At 63.8% G+C, this 20,341-nt stretch carries 14 protein-coding genes; 4 read left to right on the top strand and 10 right to left on the bottom strand.

Annotation, left to right across the window (positions count from 1 at the left end; translation table 11 throughout):
• Positions 1-348: 348 nt before the first annotated feature.
• The 3 genes from ACIPHM_RS02360 to ACIPHM_RS02370 all read left to right on the top strand — a co-directional run bounded on the left by ACIPHM_RS02360 (position 349) and on the right by ACIPHM_RS02370 (position 3,926).
• Positions 349-2,190: a hypothetical protein gene (locus ACIPHM_RS02360; RefSeq protein WP_400324161.1), complete on the top strand. Its 1,842-nt coding sequence runs from the start codon at positions 349-351 to the stop codon at positions 2,188-2,190.
• A 129-nt stretch (positions 2,191-2,319) separates the two neighbouring features.
• A complete protein-coding gene (gene ydiK, locus ACIPHM_RS02365) occupies positions 2,320-3,519 on the top strand; it encodes an AI-2E family transporter YdiK (RefSeq protein ID WP_400324163.1) in 1,200 nt (399 codons plus the stop codon).
• A 137-nt stretch (positions 3,520-3,656) separates the two neighbouring features.
• Positions 3,657-3,926 (top strand): hypothetical protein, encoded by a 270-nt coding sequence (locus ACIPHM_RS02370; RefSeq protein ID WP_400324165.1) that lies wholly within the window; start codon positions 3,657-3,659, stop codon positions 3,924-3,926.
• A gap of 130 nt (positions 3,927-4,056) precedes the next feature.
• On the opposite strand, the gene fahA is transcribed toward ACIPHM_RS02370, so the two are convergent.
• Both fahA and hmgA read right to left on the bottom strand, forming a co-directional pair.
• On the bottom strand, positions 4,057-5,331 hold the full coding sequence (gene fahA, locus ACIPHM_RS02375; protein WP_400324167.1) for a fumarylacetoacetase: 1,275 nt from the start codon (positions 5,329-5,331) through the stop codon (positions 4,057-4,059).
• Positions 5,332-5,431: 100 nt separating this feature from the next.
• Positions 5,432-6,751: a homogentisate 1,2-dioxygenase gene (gene hmgA / locus ACIPHM_RS02380; protein WP_400324169.1), complete on the bottom strand. Its 1,320-nt coding sequence runs from the start codon at positions 6,749-6,751 to the stop codon at positions 5,432-5,434.
• A gap of 143 nt (positions 6,752-6,894) precedes the next feature.
• On the opposite strand from hmgA, the gene ACIPHM_RS02385 reads away from it, so the two are divergent.
• A complete protein-coding gene (locus tag ACIPHM_RS02385) occupies positions 6,895-7,800 on the top strand; it encodes a LysR family transcriptional regulator (RefSeq protein ID WP_400324171.1) in 906 nt (301 codons plus the stop codon).
• A 57-nt stretch (positions 7,801-7,857) separates the two neighbouring features.
• Here the strand turns inward: ACIPHM_RS02385 and ACIPHM_RS02390 are convergent, their stop codons facing one another.
• From ACIPHM_RS02390 to dps, 8 genes are all read right to left on the bottom strand, one after another.
• Positions 7,858-11,247 carry an ATP-binding protein gene (locus ACIPHM_RS02390; RefSeq protein WP_400324173.1) on the bottom strand — a complete coding sequence of 1,130 codons (3,390 nt, stop codon included), beginning with the start codon at positions 11,245-11,247 and terminating at the stop codon, positions 7,858-7,860.
• Positions 11,248-11,276: 29 nt separating this feature from the next.
• Entirely contained in the window at positions 11,277-11,948 is a 672-nt protein-coding gene (locus tag ACIPHM_RS02395) for a response regulator (RefSeq protein WP_400324175.1), read from the bottom strand.
• Between the two features lie 208 nt (positions 11,949-12,156).
• A complete protein-coding gene (locus ACIPHM_RS02400) occupies positions 12,157-12,651 on the bottom strand; it encodes a hypothetical protein (protein WP_400324177.1) in 495 nt (164 codons plus the stop codon).
• Positions 12,652-13,151: 500 nt separating this feature from the next.
• Entirely contained in the window at positions 13,152-13,994 is an 843-nt protein-coding gene (locus tag ACIPHM_RS02405; protein ID WP_400324179.1) for a sulfite exporter TauE/SafE family protein, read from the bottom strand.
• 247 nt (positions 13,995-14,241) lie between these two features.
• Positions 14,242-15,576, bottom strand: coding sequence for a CaiB/BaiF CoA transferase family protein (locus tag ACIPHM_RS02410; RefSeq protein WP_400324181.1), 1,335 nt, complete (start codon positions 15,574-15,576; stop codon positions 14,242-14,244).
• A 241-nt stretch (positions 15,577-15,817) separates the two neighbouring features.
• The gene (gene corA, locus ACIPHM_RS02415; RefSeq protein WP_400324183.1) at positions 15,818-16,795 is read right to left on the bottom strand and encodes a magnesium/cobalt transporter CorA; all 978 of its coding nucleotides are present in this window, start codon (positions 16,793-16,795) and stop codon (positions 15,818-15,820) included.
• Positions 16,796-16,879: 84 nt separating this feature from the next.
• Positions 16,880-19,585 carry a GNAT family N-acetyltransferase gene (locus tag ACIPHM_RS02420; protein ID WP_400324185.1) on the bottom strand — a complete coding sequence of 902 codons (2,706 nt, stop codon included), beginning with the start codon at positions 19,583-19,585 and terminating at the stop codon, positions 16,880-16,882.
• A gap of 152 nt (positions 19,586-19,737) precedes the next feature.
• Positions 19,738-20,223: a DNA starvation/stationary phase protection protein Dps gene (gene dps, locus ACIPHM_RS02425; RefSeq protein WP_400324187.1), complete on the bottom strand. Its 486-nt coding sequence runs from the start codon at positions 20,221-20,223 to the stop codon at positions 19,738-19,740.
• Positions 20,224-20,341 lie beyond the last annotated feature (118 nt).

The raw sequence follows: 20,341 nt of genomic DNA on the forward strand, positions 1-20,341 counted from the left end.
CGTCGGCATGCTCGATGCTCATGATGCGTATCGCTGCAGTCGCGTGATTGCCGCGGCGGTTCGCCGGCAGCGCTACCACTACGCAAATTCGCGAATGAACGTCTTTAAACGCCTGTCCGAGCGTCGTCGCACCGCGGGGATGCGCGTAGCATCCCCCACTTCATTTCTCCCATGAAATGGCGGCAAGCGGTGCGGGCAAGGGGAATTGCGCGTGTCCAGCCGACCATCGACGACATGCCTCCGTTTTTTTCCCCGTCAAGACAAGTCTGTGCGCATACCACGAGTTTCACCGTAGAACGCCCGACGTCACTGCCGCTTGCTCAGTCGGACAGCAATATCGAAGACGATTTGGCACGGGCACAGCAAGCCGCCGTCTCGTTGGGCAGCTCCCGCGATACGCAACATGCCGCTGTCGCGCATCCACGCTGGCGTGAGTCGCACAGCGAACTCGCCCTCGTTGTGCGACGCGCCACCAACCTGCCCCCGACGGACCGTGCGCCGGGCATGACGCACTTCCGGCTCGGCGCGTACGATGCGAGCAACACCGCCGAGTCCATCTATCTGGCGCTGCGCGACGAGGTCGCGACACCGGCACTGCGCCGCTTCGCGCGCGCCGACAGCGGCGCCCCGGCGGGTCGAAAATCCGGCGCGCACGCGTCGCGCAGCTCGGCGCGCACGCACACCATGGCAGGCGAGCCCCCCTTGTTCGATGACTTGCGCTCGCATCTGCGGGTGGAGGCCCACGTTCTCGCGCAACGTGGGCTGGACGTCGCCAAAGTGAGACGGCGCCTCGACGCCCTCTTCCGTCACGAACACCCCAGCCTGTCATGGCGCTCGCTTCGCATCGGTCTGGCGCGCGACGCGCTGCCCTTCGCCTTCGGCGCTACGCTGCTTTCGTCGTTCGCCGATCTTGTGGATCCGAGGCGCACCCAATCCCTGATGTGGCCCCCGGTCGAAGCGCTGGGGGTCGTGATGGTCAACCTTATCGGGATGGCCCGCTTCAACGCCGCGCATCCGGCATTGCGCAGCCGTCTCACCCACGTCACGCCGTCGCAGGCGCTCGAAGCGCTCCAAACCATGTTGCGTAACCCGGTGCGGGACGTCGCCGGGCATATCGTCGGCTTCGTGTTTTGCTACGGCGTTCTGCGCAATCTGGCGCGGCTGGCGGTCGAGCTGGGGATATCGGCCGCCGCACCGGGCATCATGTCGCATCGCTTCGCCAATACGATCCACTCGTGTCTTGAGATTCTGCTCGCCCCGATCCCCGGCGCCCTTCTCTTGCCAATTGTCGATCGCATTGCCATCTCCCCGGAGAACGCCCGGCTCGAACTGCTGCTGCAAGACCGCTTCGCGGATCTGATCTGCGAATTCAGCGACGACGTCCCTGCGTCAGCCGACGCGCCGTTCTGGCCTGCGTTCTGGGCGGAGCTCACAGGGTCGTTACGCACCGGAGCGCCAAAGGCCATCTGGCTTACGTTGACGCTCGGGTTCTATTTCCTCTCGACGTTCCACGCTCAGGCAGGCGCACCGGACGACGACGAGGCAGCCTTCGACGCCGCCCTGGCCCTCGACGGTAACTCATCGACTACGCTCCCACCCGTCGACGAACACAGCGACGGCGTGGACTGGCACACGCAGATGGTGCTCAGTGTGCTCTACAGCCTGATCGCCACGGCCATCTCCCTGCAGGGTATTGCGACGCGGCATGACGCACTTTGCACGGCTTACACCCGGCGTCGCGGCCGCCCGAAGGTCAGCACGATCACCGTGACGTCGCAGGGCGACTCCGGCCGCTCGTCTGTCGGTTCGCACTCGGATGCGTCCCCAAGTCCTGCCAGTCCGCATGACGATGCGTTCGGGGGGATGGGAGGACGACACACCGATCCGGGCGACACCTCGGGAGACGAGTCGGTCTTCTTGCCGATGGACGACGCACATAACGGATGGCCGCCCGACACGCTGGAGACGGCAAGTACCGTGGCGAAGAGGGATAAGGCGGCTACGCCCATAACGGCAGGCACCACGCGCGTAGCACGGGCGCCCGTCGCAGCGCGCACGGCAAAGACACCGCACACGCCACACACGCGCAAGCAGGGCACATCCGTCGCACCCTCCGGCGTTGCCCGTCATACAGCGCCCCCGAACGCCGAGGATGACGACGATGACGAGGATCGCCACACGGCTTTGTGACGAAGTGTTGCAGCGCACTTGCCGTCGTTGGCCCGGCATGGCATCGTGCTCCCGAAGCGCGCTCATTGCGCGTGACCCTGAGCCGGACGCACCGCACGACGCGTTCCCCCCCTGCCCGCCGGAGCGCCTATGTTTTCCACAACCCCGAGCGAACTCGCCCGTAACCTGCTGGTCATCCTGGTCCTCAGCCTGCTGATGGTCGGTACCCTTTGGGTGCTGTTGCCGTTTCTGCCGGCGTTTATCTGGGCGGTGACGATCGTCGCGTCCACCTGGCCGTTACTCATCGGTTTGCAGCGCCGGCTATGGGGCAAACGGTGGCTCGCCACGACCGTCATGATCATCGGCATGCTGGTGATCGTTGTCGCCCCCTTGTCCGCAGCCATCGGCACGCTGATCGGCCATGCCTCGGACATCAGCGATCAGGTGCACTCCATCGGCCAGCGCGGCCTGCCGATGCCCCCCGACTGGCTGGCGCGCATTCCCGTGGTCGGCCAGCGCGCAAGCGACGAGTGGCAGGCGCTCGCGGTCGCGGGCCCGGGCGGCCTCGTCGCCAAGGTGCAGCCTTACGCCGTCAAGGCGGCTTCGTGGGGATTCTCCAAACTGGGATCGGTCGGACTGCTGGTGGTCCACCTCGGCCTCACGCTGATCATCTCCGGCATTCTCTTCATGCAGGGTGAACGGGCGGCGCGCGCATTGATTCGTATGGCGAGACGTCTGGGCGGGGATCGCGGCGAGGAGTCGGTGCGGCTGGCCGGGATGTCGATTCGCGCCGTGGCGCTCGGAATCGTAGTCACGGCGGTGACGCAGTCGCTGCTCGGCGGCATCGGGCTATGGCTCACGGGCGTGCCGTTGCCGGGCTTTCTGACCGCGCTGATGCTCGTGCTGTGTATCGCGCAGATCGGGCCGTTCCCCGTGCTGCTCTCGAGCGTAGCATGGCTCTACTGGCAAGACAGCCCGACGCTCGCCACGCTGCTCCTCGTGCTCTCGGTGATCATCGGCATGCTCGATAACGTGATGCGTCCGATGCTCATTCGCCGGGGCGCCGATCTGCCGATGACGCTGATTCTGGCCGGTGTGCTCGGGGGCATGCTGACGTTCGGGATCGTCGGTCTGTTTGTCGGCCCGGTGATTCTGGCGGTGACTTACACGCTGCTGACCGCGTGGATCAACGAAGGCCTGAATCGCCCGGTCACCGCACCCAGCGGCGCGCCAATGACGGGGACAGACGGCGAGACGCCGGTGCCCGTAGAAGCGGCTGACGCACCGCCGACGTCGAAGAAGGTCGCGAAGCCCTCGCCCGCCCCGGCACACGACAAAAAGCCCGGCTAATCGCGCCCCCGCGAGAAAGTACGCGGGGCGCGTTCGTCACGCGCCCCGTACCTATTTTTCGGATTGCTTCACCTGTCGCGCACCGCCGCGACGTGGCTAAATGTTTCCCGTCCTCACACGTTTTCGGGAGATACCGAATGCCACACCGCTCATCCACCAGCCAGACCACGCCAAGCGCGCGGCGTTCGCTGCGAGTACCTCGCCGCGCTCGCCTCGGCGATCCGCCGCTGTTGCGACGCGTAGGTAACGAACTGGCCTACATGCCGACGCGTTGCCGTGTCACCGCGAGCCTGCTCACCGCACGCGTCAACCCGTGGTGGCAACGTCTGCCGTCGGCGGGCGGCGCCGAAGCGGGCCTGCACGACGCATCGACCGATCCGCCAAAAGCAAACGCGCCGGCCGGATGACCGGCACGGCGCGTCGCGCATATCAGACGGGAGCGGCCTGTCGCGCTCGGTGAGCTCGGCGGCCCTAGCGAGCTTAGCGAGCCGACCAACGACCTTCTCGACCTTGTTGAGCCAAGGGAGCTCGTTGAGCTTACCGGGCTTTCGCAGGAAGGATCTTGCCCGACACCTCGCCGAAGCCGACGCGATAACCATCGCCCTGACACCAGCCGGCCATCACAACGGTGTCTCCGTCTTCGATGAACGTGCGCTTCACACCGCTGGCAAGCGTGATCGGATTCTTGCCGTTCCACGTCAGTTCGAGCAGGCTGCCGAACGAGTCAGGCGTCGGGCCGCTGATCGTGCCGGAGCCCATCAGATCGCCAACACGCACGTTGCAACCCGATACCGTGTGATGCGCGAACTGCTGCGCCATGCTCCAGTACATATGGCGGAAGTTGGTGCGGCAGATGGACGTCGCCTCGGCGTCGTCTTCGGCTTGAAGCAGCACTTCGAGCTCGATGTTGAACGCGTGCTGGCCTTGCTGTTGCAGGTAGGAGAGCGGCTCGGGCGTCTGCTCCGGGCCGGCAACGCGGAACGGTTCGAGCGCTTCCATCGTCACCACCCAGGGCGAGATGGACGTGCCGAAGGTCTTCGCGTTGAACGGGCCAAGCGGCACGTATTCCCACTGTTGCAGGTCGCGCGCGGACCAGTCGTTGAGCACCACCATGCCGAAGATGGCGGCCTGCGCCGCTTCCACGCTCAGGGATTCGCCCAAGGCCGTGTCGCGACCGACGATGAAGCCGGTTTCGAGTTCGAAGTCGAGCTTGCGGCAGCCATCGAAGATCGGACGCGACTGATCCGGCAACTTGATCTGGCCGCTCGGACGATGAATCGCGGTGCCGCTCACCACCACCGAGCTCGCGCGACCGTTGTAGCCGATGGGGATCTCGAGCCAGTTCGGCAGAAGGGCGTTGGCCGGATCGCGGAACATGGTGCCCACGTTGGTTGCATGCTCTTTCGACGAGTAGAAGTCCGTGTAGCCCGGCACTTGCACCGGCAGATGCAACGTCGCGTTCGCAAGCGGCACAAGCGCTTGCGCCTTGAGCGCAGCGTTCTCGCGCAGGGCCGCGTCGCCGTCGAGTGCCAGCAACGACGTCAGGCGTGCGCGCGTAGCGCGCCATGTTGCGCTACCGAGCGCCACGAAGGCATTGATGGACGGCTGGGCGAAGACCGGCGTGTCGCCCGCCTTAAGGACGCCGGCCGCTTCGAGAGCGGCCAGATCGAGCACTTGATCGCCGATGGCGACGCCCACACGCGGCGTCGGTTGGGCCTGAGTGCTAAACACGCCATAGGGCAGGTTTTGCAGCGGAAAGTCCGTCACGCCGGTGTTGGCGGAGGCGACCCAGCTTTGCAGGAGAGCAGACATGTGGAATTCCTTGTTCGAGGTAACGCGTCGGCCAGCCGCGCGCAACGCATGCGTCGGGCCGGCCGTCTTGATGTTGAAGGGGGTCGTGGCGCGATGCCGCTTACTTCTGGTTCGGATTGAAGTGCTTCTTCAGACCTTGCCAGCAGGTGTAGTAGTTGTCCTGCAACTGTTTGGTCTCCAGCGCGAAACGCGTTGGGCGAATGACCGCGGGCGTCTCGAACATGAAAGCCATCGTGGCCTCGACCTTATGCGGCTTACTCGTGTCGGCCGCGGAGGCCTTCTCGAACGTATCCGCATCGGGGCCGTGGCCCGACATGCAGTTGTGCAGACTCGCGCCGCCGGGCACGAAACCTTCGGCCTTGGCGTCGTACACGCCTTGGATGAGGCCCATGAACTCGCTCGCGATGTTGCGATGGAACCAAGGCGGACGGAACGAGTTTTCCATCGCCAGCCAGCGCGGCGGGAAAATCACGAAGTCGATGTCGTCGACACCCGGCGCATTGCTTTGCGACTGGAGCACCAAAAAGATCGACGGATCCGGATGATCGTAGCTGATCGAGCCAATGGTATTGAAGTGGCGCAGGTCGTACTTGTACGGCGCGTAGTTGCCGTGCCAGGCCACGACGTCCAGCGGTGAGTGACCGATGTCGGCACGCCACAGCGCGCCACCGAACTTGGCGACCAGTTCGAAGTCGCCTTCGATGTCTTCGTAGGCGGCAACCGGCGTCAGGAAATCGCGCGGATTGGCCAGACCGTTCGAGCCAATCGGGCCCAGATCCGGCAGACGGAACAACGCCCCGTAGTTCTCGCATACGTAGCCGCGCGCACGGCCGTCCGGCAGCGTCACACGGAAGCGCACGCCGCGTGGCAGCACGGCAATTTCATACGGCTCGACTTCGAGCACGCCGAACTCGGTCGCGATGCGCAGGCGTCCTTCTTGCGGCACCACCAGCATTTCGCCGTCGGCGTTGTAGAAGAAACGGCCGTCCATCGACTGATTGGCCGCGTACAGATGAATGCCGCAGCCGCGCCCCGCATCCGGGCCGCCATTGCCGGCCATCGTCACCATGCCGTCGATGAAATCGGTCGGCGTGCCGGGCATCGGTAACGGATCCCAGCGCATCTGGTTGGGCGGCGTGGGAACCTCGTCGAAACGGCTCAGCCAGCGCGAGTTTTCGATTGCGAAGAATGGTTTGTGCATCGCCGCGGGACGGATGCGATAGACCCACGAGCGGCGGTTATGACCGCGCGGCGCCGTGAATGCCGTACCGGAAAGTTGTTCCGCGTAGAGGCCGTACGGCGCACGTTGCGGCGAGTTCTGCCCAATGGGCAACGCGCCGGGCAATGCCTCGGTCGCGAACTCGTTGGCAAAACCGGACAGATAGCCCAGCTCCCCCTGGATTTGGTCTGCTTGGCGCATGAATGGCCTCGTCTCCTGATTCGAATGCAATCATTGTCCGACAAGCGACCACATTTTGCGATATAAATAGACAAATCCACTATATTCACAATGCGAATAATCTTGCATCCACTTCCACGGCGATTCGCGCCGTTCATCGCACCATGATCTCCTTACGCGACGTCGACTTGAACCTGCTGGTCGTCTTTCACGCAGTGCTCACCCATCGCAGCATTTCTCAGGCGGCTCGCGAGTTGGGTTTGTCCCAACCCGCCGTCAGCAATGGCCTGGCGCGCCTGCGGCAAACGTTTGAAGACGAACTCTTCACGCGAACTGGCGCGGGCATGCAACCCACGCCGTTTGCCGAAGCGCTGGCCGAGCCCGTTTCTGCCGCCCTCGCGGGCATTTCACGGGCAATCAATCACCGGGAGGCGTTCGACCCGGCGAGCAGTCAGCGGGAATTTACGTTGGCAATGACCGATGTTGGCGAGGTGTATTTCATGCCGGCGCTGATCGATCTGTGCTCCCAGTTGGCACCGGGGGTGCGCATCAGGACGGTGCGGGCGTCGTTGCCCGAATTGAAGGAGGAGATGGCGGCCGGACGCATCGATCTCGCCGTTGGCGCATTCGACGATCTGACGGGACCGTTCTTCCAGCGACGGTTGTTTCGTCAGCAATACGTGAGCCTGTTTCGCATCGGGCACCCGCTCGACACGCCCGACGCAGGATTGGCGGAATTCAAGGCCGCGCGCCATCTGTTCGTTGCAACGGGCGACAACCCCTACGCGCGCGTCAATCAGCTTCTGGCGCAGGCCGGCTTCGGTTGCGACGCCAATTTCTGGGTCCCCCACTTCATCGCCGTGCCGTACGTCGTCAGCGCTAACGATCTGGTTGTGACGGTGCCGCAAAAATTCGCCGAACGCGCTGCCGCGCCGTTCGGCCTGCGCTTCGTCAAACCGCCGCTTCGGTTGCCCGCGCTGCAAACGAACGTGTTCTGGCACCGGCGCTACCACCAGGACGCCGGGAACCAGTGGCTACGTCAGTTGATTTCGGAACACTTCGTTGAGTAGCGAGGCGGGCGCAACCCGCCTCGACCAGAAAACAACGGAGAACGCCACGCAGCAATATCAGACGTCGCTGGCAATGGCATGCCCTTGCGCGCGCAGCCAGTCGTTCCATGCGGTATCGAGCACGTCGAGCGCGGCGCCCATCTGCCCGGCCGAGGCCTGCGGTGCCAGATGCTCGACCTGCGCCGCAAGCGTTGCCAGCGAACTCAGGCCGAACGCCATGAAACCGCCTCGCAACCGGTGGGCAGAATGACGAAGCGTTTCGCGCGACATCTCGGCCAGCGCCGCCCGGCAGTTCGCGATGTCCTGATCCGCGATCGTAACGAACGTATCGAGCATGTCCGACAGGGGCAAACGCCAGTCCTTCGGCGATGCCGTTTCCGGCACTGGCTTGGGAACGTTCTCGATCAGGCGCGATGACGCTGGCAGCGGCGCGATTTCGACGCAAAGCGACGGATAGCGCGAGCGCACCAGTTCAATGACACGCAGCAACGAACGTGCATCCACCGGTTTGTAGACAACGGCATCGAACGGTGAATTTGTTTCACGATCATTGCGAAGTGTGACGTCGGCGGTGGCGACCACCACGGGCACCATCGGCGCACGCGCCTTGATCTCCGTGGCGAGCGCATGTCCGGAGAGGTGCGGCATGTTGGCATCCGTGATCACCAGCATGTGCGACTCGGCGTCGAAGGCATCGAGCGCCTCACGCGGATCGTGATAGCAATCGACCATGGCGCCAAGGCCTTCCAACTGACGCGACAGCAGCATGCCGCTGATCGGATGATCGTCCGCCACCAGCACGTACCAACCGGCCAACGGCTTCACGCGCGTCTGAGCGTTCGCGGAGCCCGGTATCGGCAAGTCCGCACTTGTCACAAGCCCCGGACGCGGCGACGTGCTCAGCGCCTCCCACAGTTCGGCCTGCTGGAACAGCGCAATATCTCGCGGCCATGCCGGTGCGCTACCTGCCGGACGATCCACAGGCGTCGAGCGCAGCAGATAAACCTCCGCGCCCGCCATCCCCCGCACCGGCCACTCGTCGGCGAACATCAGCAACCCGGCGTCCTGCTCACGGCCACTGCCAGTGGACCACAACACCGCGTCGTCGTACCGCACCGGTTCGTAACCGGCACGGCGAATGAGCGCGTCGAGATACCAATGACGGCGCGCCAGCACACTGACATATGCAAACGTCTGCCCCGCGCCTGCGACGCGCGGCGCCTCGGTGTCAGGGGCCCAACGCAGATGCAGCGTGAAACGCATGGTCGTGCCCTCACCTTGCGCACTGTCGACCTGCAACACGCCGCCGAGCATACCGACGAACTGATGCGAAATCGCCAGCCCCAGCCCGGTGCCGTGATGCATGCCCGCCTCGGCCGTGCTTTTGCCGAACGGCCGGAACAGATCGCCCAGATCCGCGGCGGCAATGCCTACCCCGCTATCGCTGACCGTGAAGGCCACATCACAGCCCTGCGCGTCCGAGCGCGTCACCATGGCACTGAATGCCACGTGTCCTTTTTCGGTGAACTTGACGGCGTTACCGACGAGATTCGTCACCACCTGGCCAAGCCGCAAGGCATCGGTATGCACGGCCCGCGAGAGCTGCGGATCGATCATCCAGTCCAGCGTGAGCCCCTGCAGGCGAGCACGCCCCGTGAACGACAAACCAACCGCCTCCAATTCCTTGAGCAGCGAACAGTCGCGCGAATTCAGTTCGAAGCGACCGACCTGGATGCGCGAGTAATCGAGAAGATCGTTGATGAGATCGAGCAGGTTTCGCGTCGAACTCTCCATCACGTCGACGTAATAGCGATGGTCGTCACCCAGATGCTGTGCGCTCAACAGCTCGAGCGACGCGAGCGTGCCATACAGCGGCGTACGCATCTCATGACTGACGGTGGTGAGGAAAACGTCCTTGGCACGATTGGCGCTCTCGGCCGCAAGCCGCGCCTTGCGTTGCTCCAACTCGAAGCGGCGCTGCTCGGTGACGTCGGACAACGTGCCGATCAATACCGGTTGCTCACGAAAGACCGTATCGACGAAGCTCACGGCGTAGTGACGCTCCCCCGCATCGTCGTTCGCGCTCAACAGGCGACGCACCGGACGTGCGACCACCCCGCTGTTCAGTTGCCGGTACATGCGCATCAGTTCGCCGTCGCCGAGTTGCCGAAGCAGATCGACGGTGCCTGCGTATGCCGGATTGCTCATCACGACAGCCGGCTCGAAGGGATCGATGATCGCCATGCCGACCGGCGCCGTCTCGATAAGCGTTTGCGTAAAGGCGTCGCGCTCAAGGAGTGCCGTGGTACGTTGGCGCGCCGGTTCGATGATGCGCTGACGCATGTAGCGCGTCGCGGCATAGACACACGCGGTGTATATGCATAGCAGCAATGTGGCAATGAGCAAGAGCGGCGCGCCCTGGCGCAACATATCGAGCGGGCGAACGGCGTAGCGCACATAGGAGGGCGTGGAAGCCAGATGGCGCTCGAAGACGAGACGATGGCCGTCGTAGCGCACTTTCATTTCCGCGTCGCCGAACAGCGGCAATCGTGCCAGCGTACGCAGTTGTCCCAGGGTGGAGAGCGGCGCCCCGGCGCTCGCAATGACGAAACCGTCCGGCGAGACCAATTGAAGGGATTCACTCGTGTGCGCCAACGTGCGCAGGCGCTCGGGCACGATTGCGTCCGGCGCCATGCTTGTGCCCACGTAAGCCAGGAGGTTGCCATCCAGATCGCGGATTGGCACGAAGCTGGAAACGACCGTCGTACGCGTAAGGGGATCTTGGTACTGATACGTCCAGAACGGAACGTCGCCCGTGGGGCTTGCGTCCGCCGTATAACGTTTGACCTTGTTGATTTCCCCGAGCACCGCCCGTGTATCCCGCGTGAGGTCTGCGGCACTCAAGGATTGGAAATCGACCGTCGTACGATGTGCCGCATAAGCCCCATCGGCGGAAATGATGAAGGTCTCGTCCTGAGTCCCGAGCGCGCTCCAGAAGTTGGCGTCGAGAATCATGAGGCGGACGGTGAGTCGCGATAGCAACTCGGCGCGCTCAGGCGAGATGTCTGCCAGCTTGACGACCTGGAATTCGCCCTCCCACCCTACGCCGGCAATGCGCCTCGCCGTGCCAACCGGCATCTCGAGCAAAGGCGTCGCAATTCGACTGTTGAGCGAAGAGGTCACCCCACCGGAACGTACGGGGCTCGCCAACGTGGCCCGCGCCATTGCGCTGGCCTGCTCGTTGAAAATCTCGATGTCACGAATTTCGTGCCCGACCGTGGCAAAGAAAGCCGCCGTTTTCTGCGCGCCTTGCCAGACCATGCCGAACAACGCATAGGAAACTGCCGCAGCCCAAACCGACAGACCGAAAAGAAGTGCAAGCAGGCCACCAATACTGAGCAGGCGGCCGGCGATCGCGATGTCTCGCGTCATCGTTCTGGCAGGCATAGACTCCAACGTTTGTGGTCAAAGCGGGCTCAGGCAGCACTCGGGGTTTCAGCGTCACCATCAAGTTCCGATATATCCCACGTCATGAACAGCTTGAACAGCTCCATGTCGGTGCGACACCCCAACTTGCACATCGCCATACGTTTCTGATTGTTGATCGTCTTGGACGAGCGCTTAAGCGCCGTGGCGATTTGCGTCACGTTCATGCCGTCCAAATACATGCGCAACACTTCCATCTCCTTCGGCGAGAGCGGACGCCGCGCGGTCGGCTTGCGGCGCATCTGCTCGTCGAGAATCTGCTCGGCGCGCCCGCCCCGATAACTCATGCCACGACGGCAACGCTCCACGCACACCGTAATTTCCCGCAAATCGTCCGATTTTGTCATCACACCCAGCACGCCGCAGCTATCGAGCGCATGAATGATGGCTGGCTGTTCAATCGACGTGAAAACGATGATCTTGACGTCGGGATATTTGCGACGCACGCGGTTGATCATGGCGAGGCCATCGCCAAATGCACCGCCCGGCATGCAGTAATCGGTAATCAGCACGTCGACGGAATTCGTCTCGAGGGCCTTGAACAACTCAGTCGAATTAGAAACGGGCGGCAGGACGTGAAATCCCGGGTCCGGGGAAAGCATTTCACGCAGTGTGGAGGCGACGATCGGATGATCGTCGGCAATCAGAATCTTAACCATCATGTGCGGGATCCTTTTAAAAGAAGTCAGCCGTGGGCGCGCGCGATCCTTCGCCGTGTCTACGCGTCATGGCTTCCCAAAAGAGGAATGTGCGTCTTTCCGACGCACTCGTTGGTCACAAAGGTGTGACCGCATTGCTGCCAGGCGACGATTGCGGGACGCTGCGCACCAGCGCATCAACCACTCATGGTTCTCCCACACGCTGCCTGCGTTATCCGGTGGTATCGTTCGATTTCGGGCCGTCGACGGTCGTCCACGCCGAACAGGTCTTGTGCCCTGTCAACCGGGATGTGCCCTCGCCGATGACCGGCTTGACACAGTAACGAATGCGAACGCCGCGCAAGCCTGCCGACGGCATCATGTCTTTCGCGCGTCCGACAACACGAATACGTGTCGGTCCCGACGCCGCTTCCCACAGATGCACGCTATCGGTCTCAGGCCAATCCGCCATCCATCGATACGAACCACGCACGACGACGCCCACTTGCGGCGTCGCGCTCAACTTCACTGCCGCAGCCACCGGCCGCATCCGCGTCTCGACCTCTCGCGACGCCACCCCCAGCGGCTCTGCCTGCGACAGCGATGCCCCCTCGCTCTCGGATTCGAGCGTGGAACCCGACACGCCCGCTGTCGACGCTTTGTATTCACTACATCCCGCGAACAGCGCCATCACCATGGCGCCGCTTACGCTTATGAGTGTCGTCACAGCGCGCCGCCCCGCCGTCTGAACGGCGTTCAAACGAAGGGACGAGCAAGACATGGAAGAGTCAACGTAGGTTCTTGTCATCGGGCCGATGCCGATCGCCCCGCCGCGTGACACTTGAACGTTACGCGCCGATTTTACGACCAGCGGAAATATAGGATAAATCTACAAAATCCAGCCGATTTGGGACTGTTTATAGGAAATATCCTAGTCCAAATTAGGAGGATTACCGTGAGCGAAGTGCGTGCTCCACGCATCGTGTGGCGCTTCAATGCGGGAATAACTCAAATGACGTAGCACGCACGCTCATGCCACGTTTTGATGGACAAGCGGGTGACGAAAAGATTCATTTGAAAGGCCGTCGAAACATGAACCACTGTCCCGACGCGGTGTGACAGGCAGATTCACCGAGCGACGAATTTCACTCGAAAAGCGTTGAAAACCTCACGAGATTTGCACAAGCCGCGAGACGGCCGAGATGCGCGAATGGCGCGGCGGCGGGATCAACCGCCGAAGGCTTTGACGAACATGCCGAGGGCGACGACGGCCATCAATGCCGAGAAAATCTGCTGAAGCCGTGATGCCGCGAGACGTGGTGCAAGCGCGCGCCCGAGCAACATGCCCACGATGGCGCCGGCCACGAACGTCCAGCCCTGTGCGCCTGGATGCATACCGTGCCACCAGGCATTGGCAACTGTCCCGGCGGAAATCAGCGCGATGACAAACAGGGATGTAGCGACGACACCATGCACCGTGATGTCGGTAAAACGCCGGAGCGCGGGCACGATGACGAACCCGCCGCCAACGCCCAGCAATCCCGATGCAAAGCCCGATACCACCCCAATCGCGCCGAGCGTACCGGCGACACGCCGCGTCCAGTGCAGGCGTCCCGTCGACGGATCGAGACGGCACGGTGGCAGCGGCGCACACGGTGCCGCCGCCCCATGCTCATGCTGCTTGCCCGCGCCGCCACGCGACGCGCGGTACATGCGAGCAGCCACGATCAGCATGGCCAGGGCAAAGAGCCCGACAAGCCAGTGCTCGGGCAGCCGATGCGCCATCCACGTACCCAGCGGCGCTACGCCAATACCGATCCCCGCCATGAGGATGGCGGCGCGATATCGCACGATCCCGGCACGCAAACCCTGCGCGCTACCGACCGCAGCGCTCGCGCCAACCGCAAGTAGCGCCACCGGCCCGGCCTGCGGCACGCCCCATCCAAGTCCGAAAACCAAGGCGGGAACGGCAAAAATCCCGCCACCCGCACCGGTCAGCCCCAATACGAGACCCACGCCGGCACCCAGCAACGCGGCCACAGGGGAAGCACTCAAAAGGTCGGGGAACATGGACGAAATCCGGCGCAAAGTGACCCGGCGCAAGCCAAATCACTATTTGTCATATGTTTATGACGCAAGATTATATAGATATGCGTCGTGATGGAAAAGCCCGGCCGGACGGCCAGTCAGGCCAATCCACCTCCCTTCCACAACGCGTTGCAGGGAGATACCGCGGCGCAGAACAAGCACCGACGGCAAAAAAAAGGCACTGCGAGAGTGCCGTCAGACTGAAAACGAGGGAACCAATGAAACGTGTCTAAACCTGCGGCGTGCCCCGATGCGCGACGTTCGGCCCTTCACCGGCATCGAGCTCCGCGAGGATGTCTCCGGTATGCGCCCCTGGTGCGGGCGGATCGAGCCGCGAGATGGGGCTCTTCCCGTTCATTCGGACCGGGGAGACGATCGTGTGCGTGGTCTCGCCGCTGGGCAGCACCATCGGACGCACCCAGCCCATATGCGCCACCTGCGGATCTGCGAGCACACGCGAGTACGTACTAATGGCCGTGCACGGCACACTGACGGCCACGAGCCGCGCGAGCCAGACATCGCGATCCTCCAGCGCGAAGACCGCTTCGAGCACATCGCGCAAGGCAGCCTGATGACGTGCGCGCTCGCGGGCACCGGCAAAACGCGAATCGTCGAGCAAATCGACCCGGTGAATCAGTGCACAGATCGCCTGCCAATGGGCCTGTCCGTCGAGATCCATCCCGAAGTAGCCATCGCGGGCACGGAACGTGGGCCACGGTGCGGACGGCCCCCCGAAACGCTCCTCATCGCCGGCCTCATGGCTTGCCCCGTCCGTCACCAACGGTGCGGCCAGCGGCGACGCCTTGCCTTGCCCCTCAGCTTCTGCCAGCGCTCGCCGTTGGTGGGCCACAGCAGACACGTCACCGCCCGCTACGCCGCCCGTGTTGCCCATTGCCGCCGCAGGCACGAGACCGGCACGAAGCGCCGCCTCGGCCCCTTCGTCGCCCCCGCGCAACGCCGCGATCGCCAGCGTCGCCCCGAGCATCGGCACGTCGATGTGCACGCCAACACCTCTCTTCACGGCCGCGACCAGCGCCGCCGACACGGAGAACGCGGCGTACAGGCCCGCCGCCAGATCCGCCACCGGCAGATCGCGCGGCGGCTCCATCCCGGTCGACGCGGCGCCCAGCATGCCCCTTAACGCCTCGAGCGCGGGCACACCGGACTGCGGCGCGCTGCGCGGGCCGTCCTGACCGAAGGCGGAAATCGAAACGTAGATGAGATGCGGTTGCGCCGCCGCCAGCATGTCGTAACCGAGCCCGGCACGCGCCAACGTGCCCGGCGGCAGCGATTCGATGACGACATCCGCCCCGCGCACGAGCGTGTGAGCGAGGCTGCGGCCTTCGAGCGTGAGCAGGTCCAGCGCGACGGAGCGTTTGTTGCGGCGCAAACCGACCTGCGCGGATTCCCCGAGCGAGCTCTGGCTATCGTTGGAAATTTCGTCGACGAGATCGTCGACCAGAATGACATCTGCGCCCATGTCGGCCAACAGCATGCCGCAATAGGCTCCCGCCGCGCCCTGGCAGAACTCAATGACGCGGATCCCCTTGAGTGGTGCGTTCAATATCTGACCCCCAAATTGCCTGGCGGACTATTGTAGTTTTCAACCTTTTGGCAACCGTCTGACGCGGTATTGACGCATACTAGAACAATTATTCGACGCCAGTCACTGCGGAAAAACAAGGGGTGCACCGCCCGTCGCAAAGCGGCAACAGGGCGGCCCGGAGCCACCGTCGAGACACGCGCCCGACATGAAAACCGGGAAGGACGTGAGACAGGGCAACGCCCCGCTCACGCGCTTCCCGTCAAAGCCATCCCGCCTTGCGGAATTTCAGGAACAGCAACAGATCGATGACGATCATGACGACGATGCACACCGGGTAGCCGTACTGAAACTTCAGCTCGGGGATGTCGGCGAAGTTCATCCCGTAGATCCCTGCAATCATCGTCGGCACGGCGAACAGCGCCGCGAACGACCCCAAACGCTTCGTCGTTTCGTTTTCGGTCAGCGAAATCATGCCGAGATTGACGGAGAGCGCCGTCGTGACCATTTCGCGCAGCAGATCGATGTTTTTCGTAATGCGCTGGAGATGGTCGAACACGTCGCGGAAATACTCCTGCATGCCGCCGCAGAGCTTGGGCGCCATGGCGCCGAACAGCTTGCTGACGGCCTCCATGAGCGGCACGCAGGCGTGTTGCAGCGTAATCAGCCGGCGCTTGAGCTGGTAGAGATCCTCGATGATCGCGCGGCCCTTCGCGGGCTCGTTCGGCGTGAAGATCTGCGCTTCGATGGTTTCGAGCTGCGCTTCGAGGTCGTCCAGCACGGGGAAATAACTGTCGACGATGGCGTCCATCAACGCGTAGAGCACGAAGATCGACCCCTGCCGCAGCAGATGCGGCTCCTTCTCCGCCCGCGCGCGCACCGCACCGAGTCCCTGCGTCGCGTTCGAGCGCACAGACAGCACGTAGTTGTGCCCGGCGAAGATAGCCACTTCGCCGATGGAAAAATCCCCTTCGGCGTCTTTGTTGAGCACGTGAAGCACGGCGAAGAGCGAGTCGCCGTACTGTTCGATCTTGGGGCGCTGGTGACCGTGCTGCGCGTCTTCGACGGCAAGGTCGTGCAGGCCGAACTCGTGCTGCATCTGCGCCAGTTCTCCCGGGCCGGGATCCTTGAGCGCCACCCAGACAAAACAGTGCGGACGTTCGAGATAGTCCGAAATTTCATCGGGATGCAGATCGGCAATCTTGCGGCCATCCTCATAGGCCACGCAATTCACTAGCATTCGTCTTCCTGGAAGAGGCGGCCGCCCTGCCCCCGGCACGGGCACCGGGCACTGCGCGCGTGGCGGCCACGACCGTCGTGAGCGTCACCCGTTGCGAGTCTCCCGCGCCTTTGCCGGCTGTTGCAGCGGCAGCCGGATATGAAGAATGCCCGCTTCCATTTCCTTGTCTTCGACAAAGCCGAGATGACGGGCGAGTGTCAGCATACGCGTATTTGCGCGCAGTACATAGCCGATGAGCTCCCCTGTGCCTCGCTTGCGGCTGTAGTCGACAATGTGCTCCATGAGTGCGCGGCCCAGCCCCCGTCCCTGGGCGGCGGGACTCACCGTCACGGCGAACTCGGCCACGGTGTTGTCCGGATCGGCCAGCGCCTGCACCACGCCGAGCAGACGCGTATTGCCTGCCTCGTCCTGCTCCGTGGCGACGAACGTCATTGCCCGGTCGTAGTCAATCTGGGTGACGCGCGCCATCTGCGAGTGCGACAGCGCCTTGATCAGTCCGAAGTAGCGGAACTGCACGTCCTGCGGCGTGAGCGTGTGGAAGAACGCGTTGTACGCGGGCTCGTCTTCCGGCCGGATCGGACGCACCCGCACCGGCTTGCCGCCCGCATCGATTGTGCTCTCGAGCTCTTGCGGGTACGGCGCAATCGACAGACGCCCATGCCCCGGCAACGCGGGCTTGCGCGCCACGATGCGCGCATCGAGTGCGAGCACGCCGTGCGCATCGGCAAAGAGCGGATTGATGTCGAGCTCGGCGATCTCCGGCACGTCGCATACGAGTTGCGAGAGCTTCACAAGCGTGAGGTAGATGGCCTCATGATCGGCGGCAGGCCGGCTGCGATAGCCGGCAAGCAGTTTCGACACGCGCGCACGCGCCACCATGTCGCGCGCCAGATTCAGGTTCAGTGGCGGCAGACCGATGGTGCGGTCCGCAATCACTTCGACGGCCGTGCCCCCTTGCCCGAACAGCAGCACCGGCCCGAACACGTTATCGGTCGCCACGCCGACGATCAGCTCGAACGCCTCGGCCCCATTGGCCATGCGCTGCACCGAGTAGCCGGTCACGCGCGCATCGGGCTTCGCCGCCAGCGCACGCTTGTGGATCTGACGCGCCGCCTCGCTCGCCTGCTCCGCCGTCTCGATATTGAGCACGACACCGCCAACATCCGATTTATGCGTGATATCGGGGGAAATCAGTTTGACGGCGACGGGAAAGCCGATCCCTTTCGCCACCTCGCCCGCGAGCTCCGGGGTCTGCGCGACAATCGTCTCGACCACCGGAATGCCGTACGCCGCCAGCACGCCCTTGGCTTCGGGCTCGGTCAGCAATTCGCGTCCCTCGCGCATTGCGCTGTCGACGATGGCGCGCACACGTGCGACATCCGGCGCGAAGCCCGGCGGAATCGACGGCGGTGTTTCCATCAGCAACGCCTGGTTGCGACGATAGTTGACGGCTTCGAGAAACGCCCTCGCCGCGTTCTCGGGCGTGTCGTAAGTCGGCAGGCCGGCCTCGCGGCAAACGCGCCGGGCGCGCTCGGCCGTCTCGCCCCCGAGCCAGCAGGTGAACACGTTTTTCGACGGCCTCGGCAATGCCGCAATCGCGTTCGCGACATCCAGACTCGGCATTACCGCCGTGGGCGCCTGAATGAAAAGCACCGCGGCCGTCTCCGGGTCTTCGCACAACGCGGTGAGCGTGGCGGTGTAGCGCGCGAGATCCGCATCTCCGCCGATGTCCACCGGGTTGACCCGGCCGAGTGTCTTCGGCAGCACCGTGTCGAGCACGTTGCGAGTCGCGTCGCTCAGATGGGCGAGCTTGCCGCCATCGAGCACGAGCGCGTCGGTCGCCATCACGCCGGCACCGCCGCCGTTGGTCATGATCGAGAGCTTGTCGCCGGTGAATGGACGCAGACGCGCCACCGTCTCCACCGCCGCGAACAACTCGTCGGTCGTATTCACGCGCAGCATGCCCGCGCGACGGATCGCGGCGTCGTAGACATCGTCAGAACCGGCCAATGCCCCCGTGTGCGACGCCGCGGCCTGCGCACCTTCCGGCACGCGCCCCGATTTGATGACGACCACCGGCTTGTTGCGCGCGGCGGCCCGCGCGGCGGACATGAACTTGCGCGCGTCGCGGATCGATTCCATGTACATCAGAATGGCATCCGTGCCGGGGTCGCTCGCGAGATAGTCGAGCATGTCGCCGAAGTCCACGTCGGCACTGTCGCCCATCGAGACGAAATGCGAGAAACCGATTTCACGGGCATCCGCCCAGTCGAGCACCGCAGTCGTGAGCGCGCCCGATTGGGAAACGAACGCGAGCTTGCCCGCACGTGCGCCCATGTGCGCAAAGCTGGCGTTCAGCCCGATGCCGGGACTCAGCAAACCAATGCAATTCGGGCCAAGAATGCGCAGCACGTGCGGCTTCGCGTTCCTGAGCATGCGCTCCTGCAACGTCACGCCGTGGCGGTCCTTCTCTCGCGCGAGTCCCGAGGTGAGCACGACCACCGCACGCGTGCCGCGCTCGCCGAGTTCGCGAATGAGATCGGGTACCGTCGACGGCGGCGTACAGATCACGGCCAGATCGGGCGCCTGCGGCAAGTCGCCGACATCGCGATAGCACGTGAGACCGGCCAACGTCGAATACTTCGGATTGACGGGATAGATGTCGCCCGCGAAGCCCCCGTCGATGACGTTCTTCAGCACGGTCGTCCCCACACGTCGCTCGCGATTGGACGCGCCGATCACGGCGACCGATTTCGGCTGGAACATCTGGCTCAGATTGCGGGTGGTCATAACGGCTCCGGGGGAGGTTGAGCAAGGCGACGCAAACGCGCGCACCGGCAGACTCCGGTGTGCGCGCTCATCGTCGTTTAAAGAGAGGAACTACGCGCGATGCGAAGACAAGCGGAGCAGGCACCCGCCGGGGTGCCGCCGCAGTGCGCTCGTTACTCGCCGCGCAGGTGCGCTTCGACCTTCCACAGATGGTCGTCCACGCCGCGGGAGATTTCCGTGAAGACATCCGACGTGGTGGCGTCGCCAATCTTGGCCGAGGCGTCGATCAGGCCGCGAATGATCTCGCCGTAGGCTGCAAGCGCTTCGGCCAGCGCGGCCGCGTGATCGAGACCCCGCTTGAACTCGTTCTTGTAGACCGGGAGTTCGGTCTTCTCGTCGACGGTCTGCACGCGGCCATCGGCCACGCCGCCCAGCGCCACGAGACGCTCGGCACACAGATCCGCCCACTCGATGGCGGCGTTGTAGACGGTGTCGAACAGCAAGTGAAGCTCGATGAAGCCCGGCCCATGCACGTTCCAGTGCGCCTGCTTCGCCTGACGCTGCACATCAATGCCGTTGACCAGCCCGCGATTGAGCAGGTTGACCGATTCGATACGGATCTTTTCACCGAGGGTGTTACGCGTATGATTCAAAGCCATTAGAGACTCCTGACGTCTGGCAACCCGCAGGCTACCGGGGGGGGAAGCCGTCGGCATGGGGCTGCACAGCACGCCCATGCGGACGAAGGAAACGGACAATATGCCGAACCGCGCTGTG

This window comes from Pandoraea sp. NPDC087047, from assembly GCF_044745225.1.
Taxonomy (GTDB): Bacteria; Pseudomonadota; Gammaproteobacteria; order Burkholderiales; family Burkholderiaceae; genus Pandoraea.

What these genes read in the sequence shown, in the direction of transcription:
- ydiK (WP_400324163.1), top strand. Translation starts at nt 2,320, where the DNA reads ATGTTTTCCACAACCCCGAGCGAACTCGCCCGTAACCTGCTGGTCATC.
- ACIPHM_RS02370 (WP_400324165.1), top strand. Translation starts at nt 3,657, where the DNA reads ATGCCACACCGCTCATCCACCAGCCAGACCACGCCAAGCGCGCGGCGT.
- fahA (WP_400324167.1), bottom strand. Translation starts at nt 5,331, where the DNA reads ATGTCTGCTCTCCTGCAAAGCTGGGTCGCCTCCGCCAACACCGGCGTG.
- hmgA (WP_400324169.1), bottom strand. Translation starts at nt 6,751, where the DNA reads ATGCGCCAAGCAGACCAAATCCAGGGGGAGCTGGGCTATCTGTCCGGT.
- ACIPHM_RS02385 (WP_400324171.1), top strand. Translation starts at nt 6,895, where the DNA reads ATGATCTCCTTACGCGACGTCGACTTGAACCTGCTGGTCGTCTTTCAC.
- ACIPHM_RS02390 (WP_400324173.1), bottom strand. Translation starts at nt 11,247, where the DNA reads ATGCCTGCCAGAACGATGACGCGAGACATCGCGATCGCCGGCCGCCTG.
- ACIPHM_RS02395 (WP_400324175.1), bottom strand. Translation starts at nt 11,948, where the DNA reads ATGATGGTTAAGATTCTGATTGCCGACGATCATCCGATCGTCGCCTCC.
- ACIPHM_RS02405 (WP_400324179.1), bottom strand. Translation starts at nt 13,994, where the DNA reads ATGTTCCCCGACCTTTTGAGTGCTTCCCCTGTGGCCGCGTTGCTGGGT.
- corA (WP_400324183.1), bottom strand. Translation starts at nt 16,795, where the DNA reads ATGCTAGTGAATTGCGTGGCCTATGAGGATGGCCGCAAGATTGCCGAT.
- ACIPHM_RS02420 (WP_400324185.1), bottom strand. Translation starts at nt 19,585, where the DNA reads ATGACCACCCGCAATCTGAGCCAGATGTTCCAGCCGAAATCGGTCGCC.
- dps (WP_400324187.1), bottom strand. Translation starts at nt 20,223, where the DNA reads ATGGCTTTGAATCATACGCGTAACACCCTCGGTGAAAAGATCCGTATC.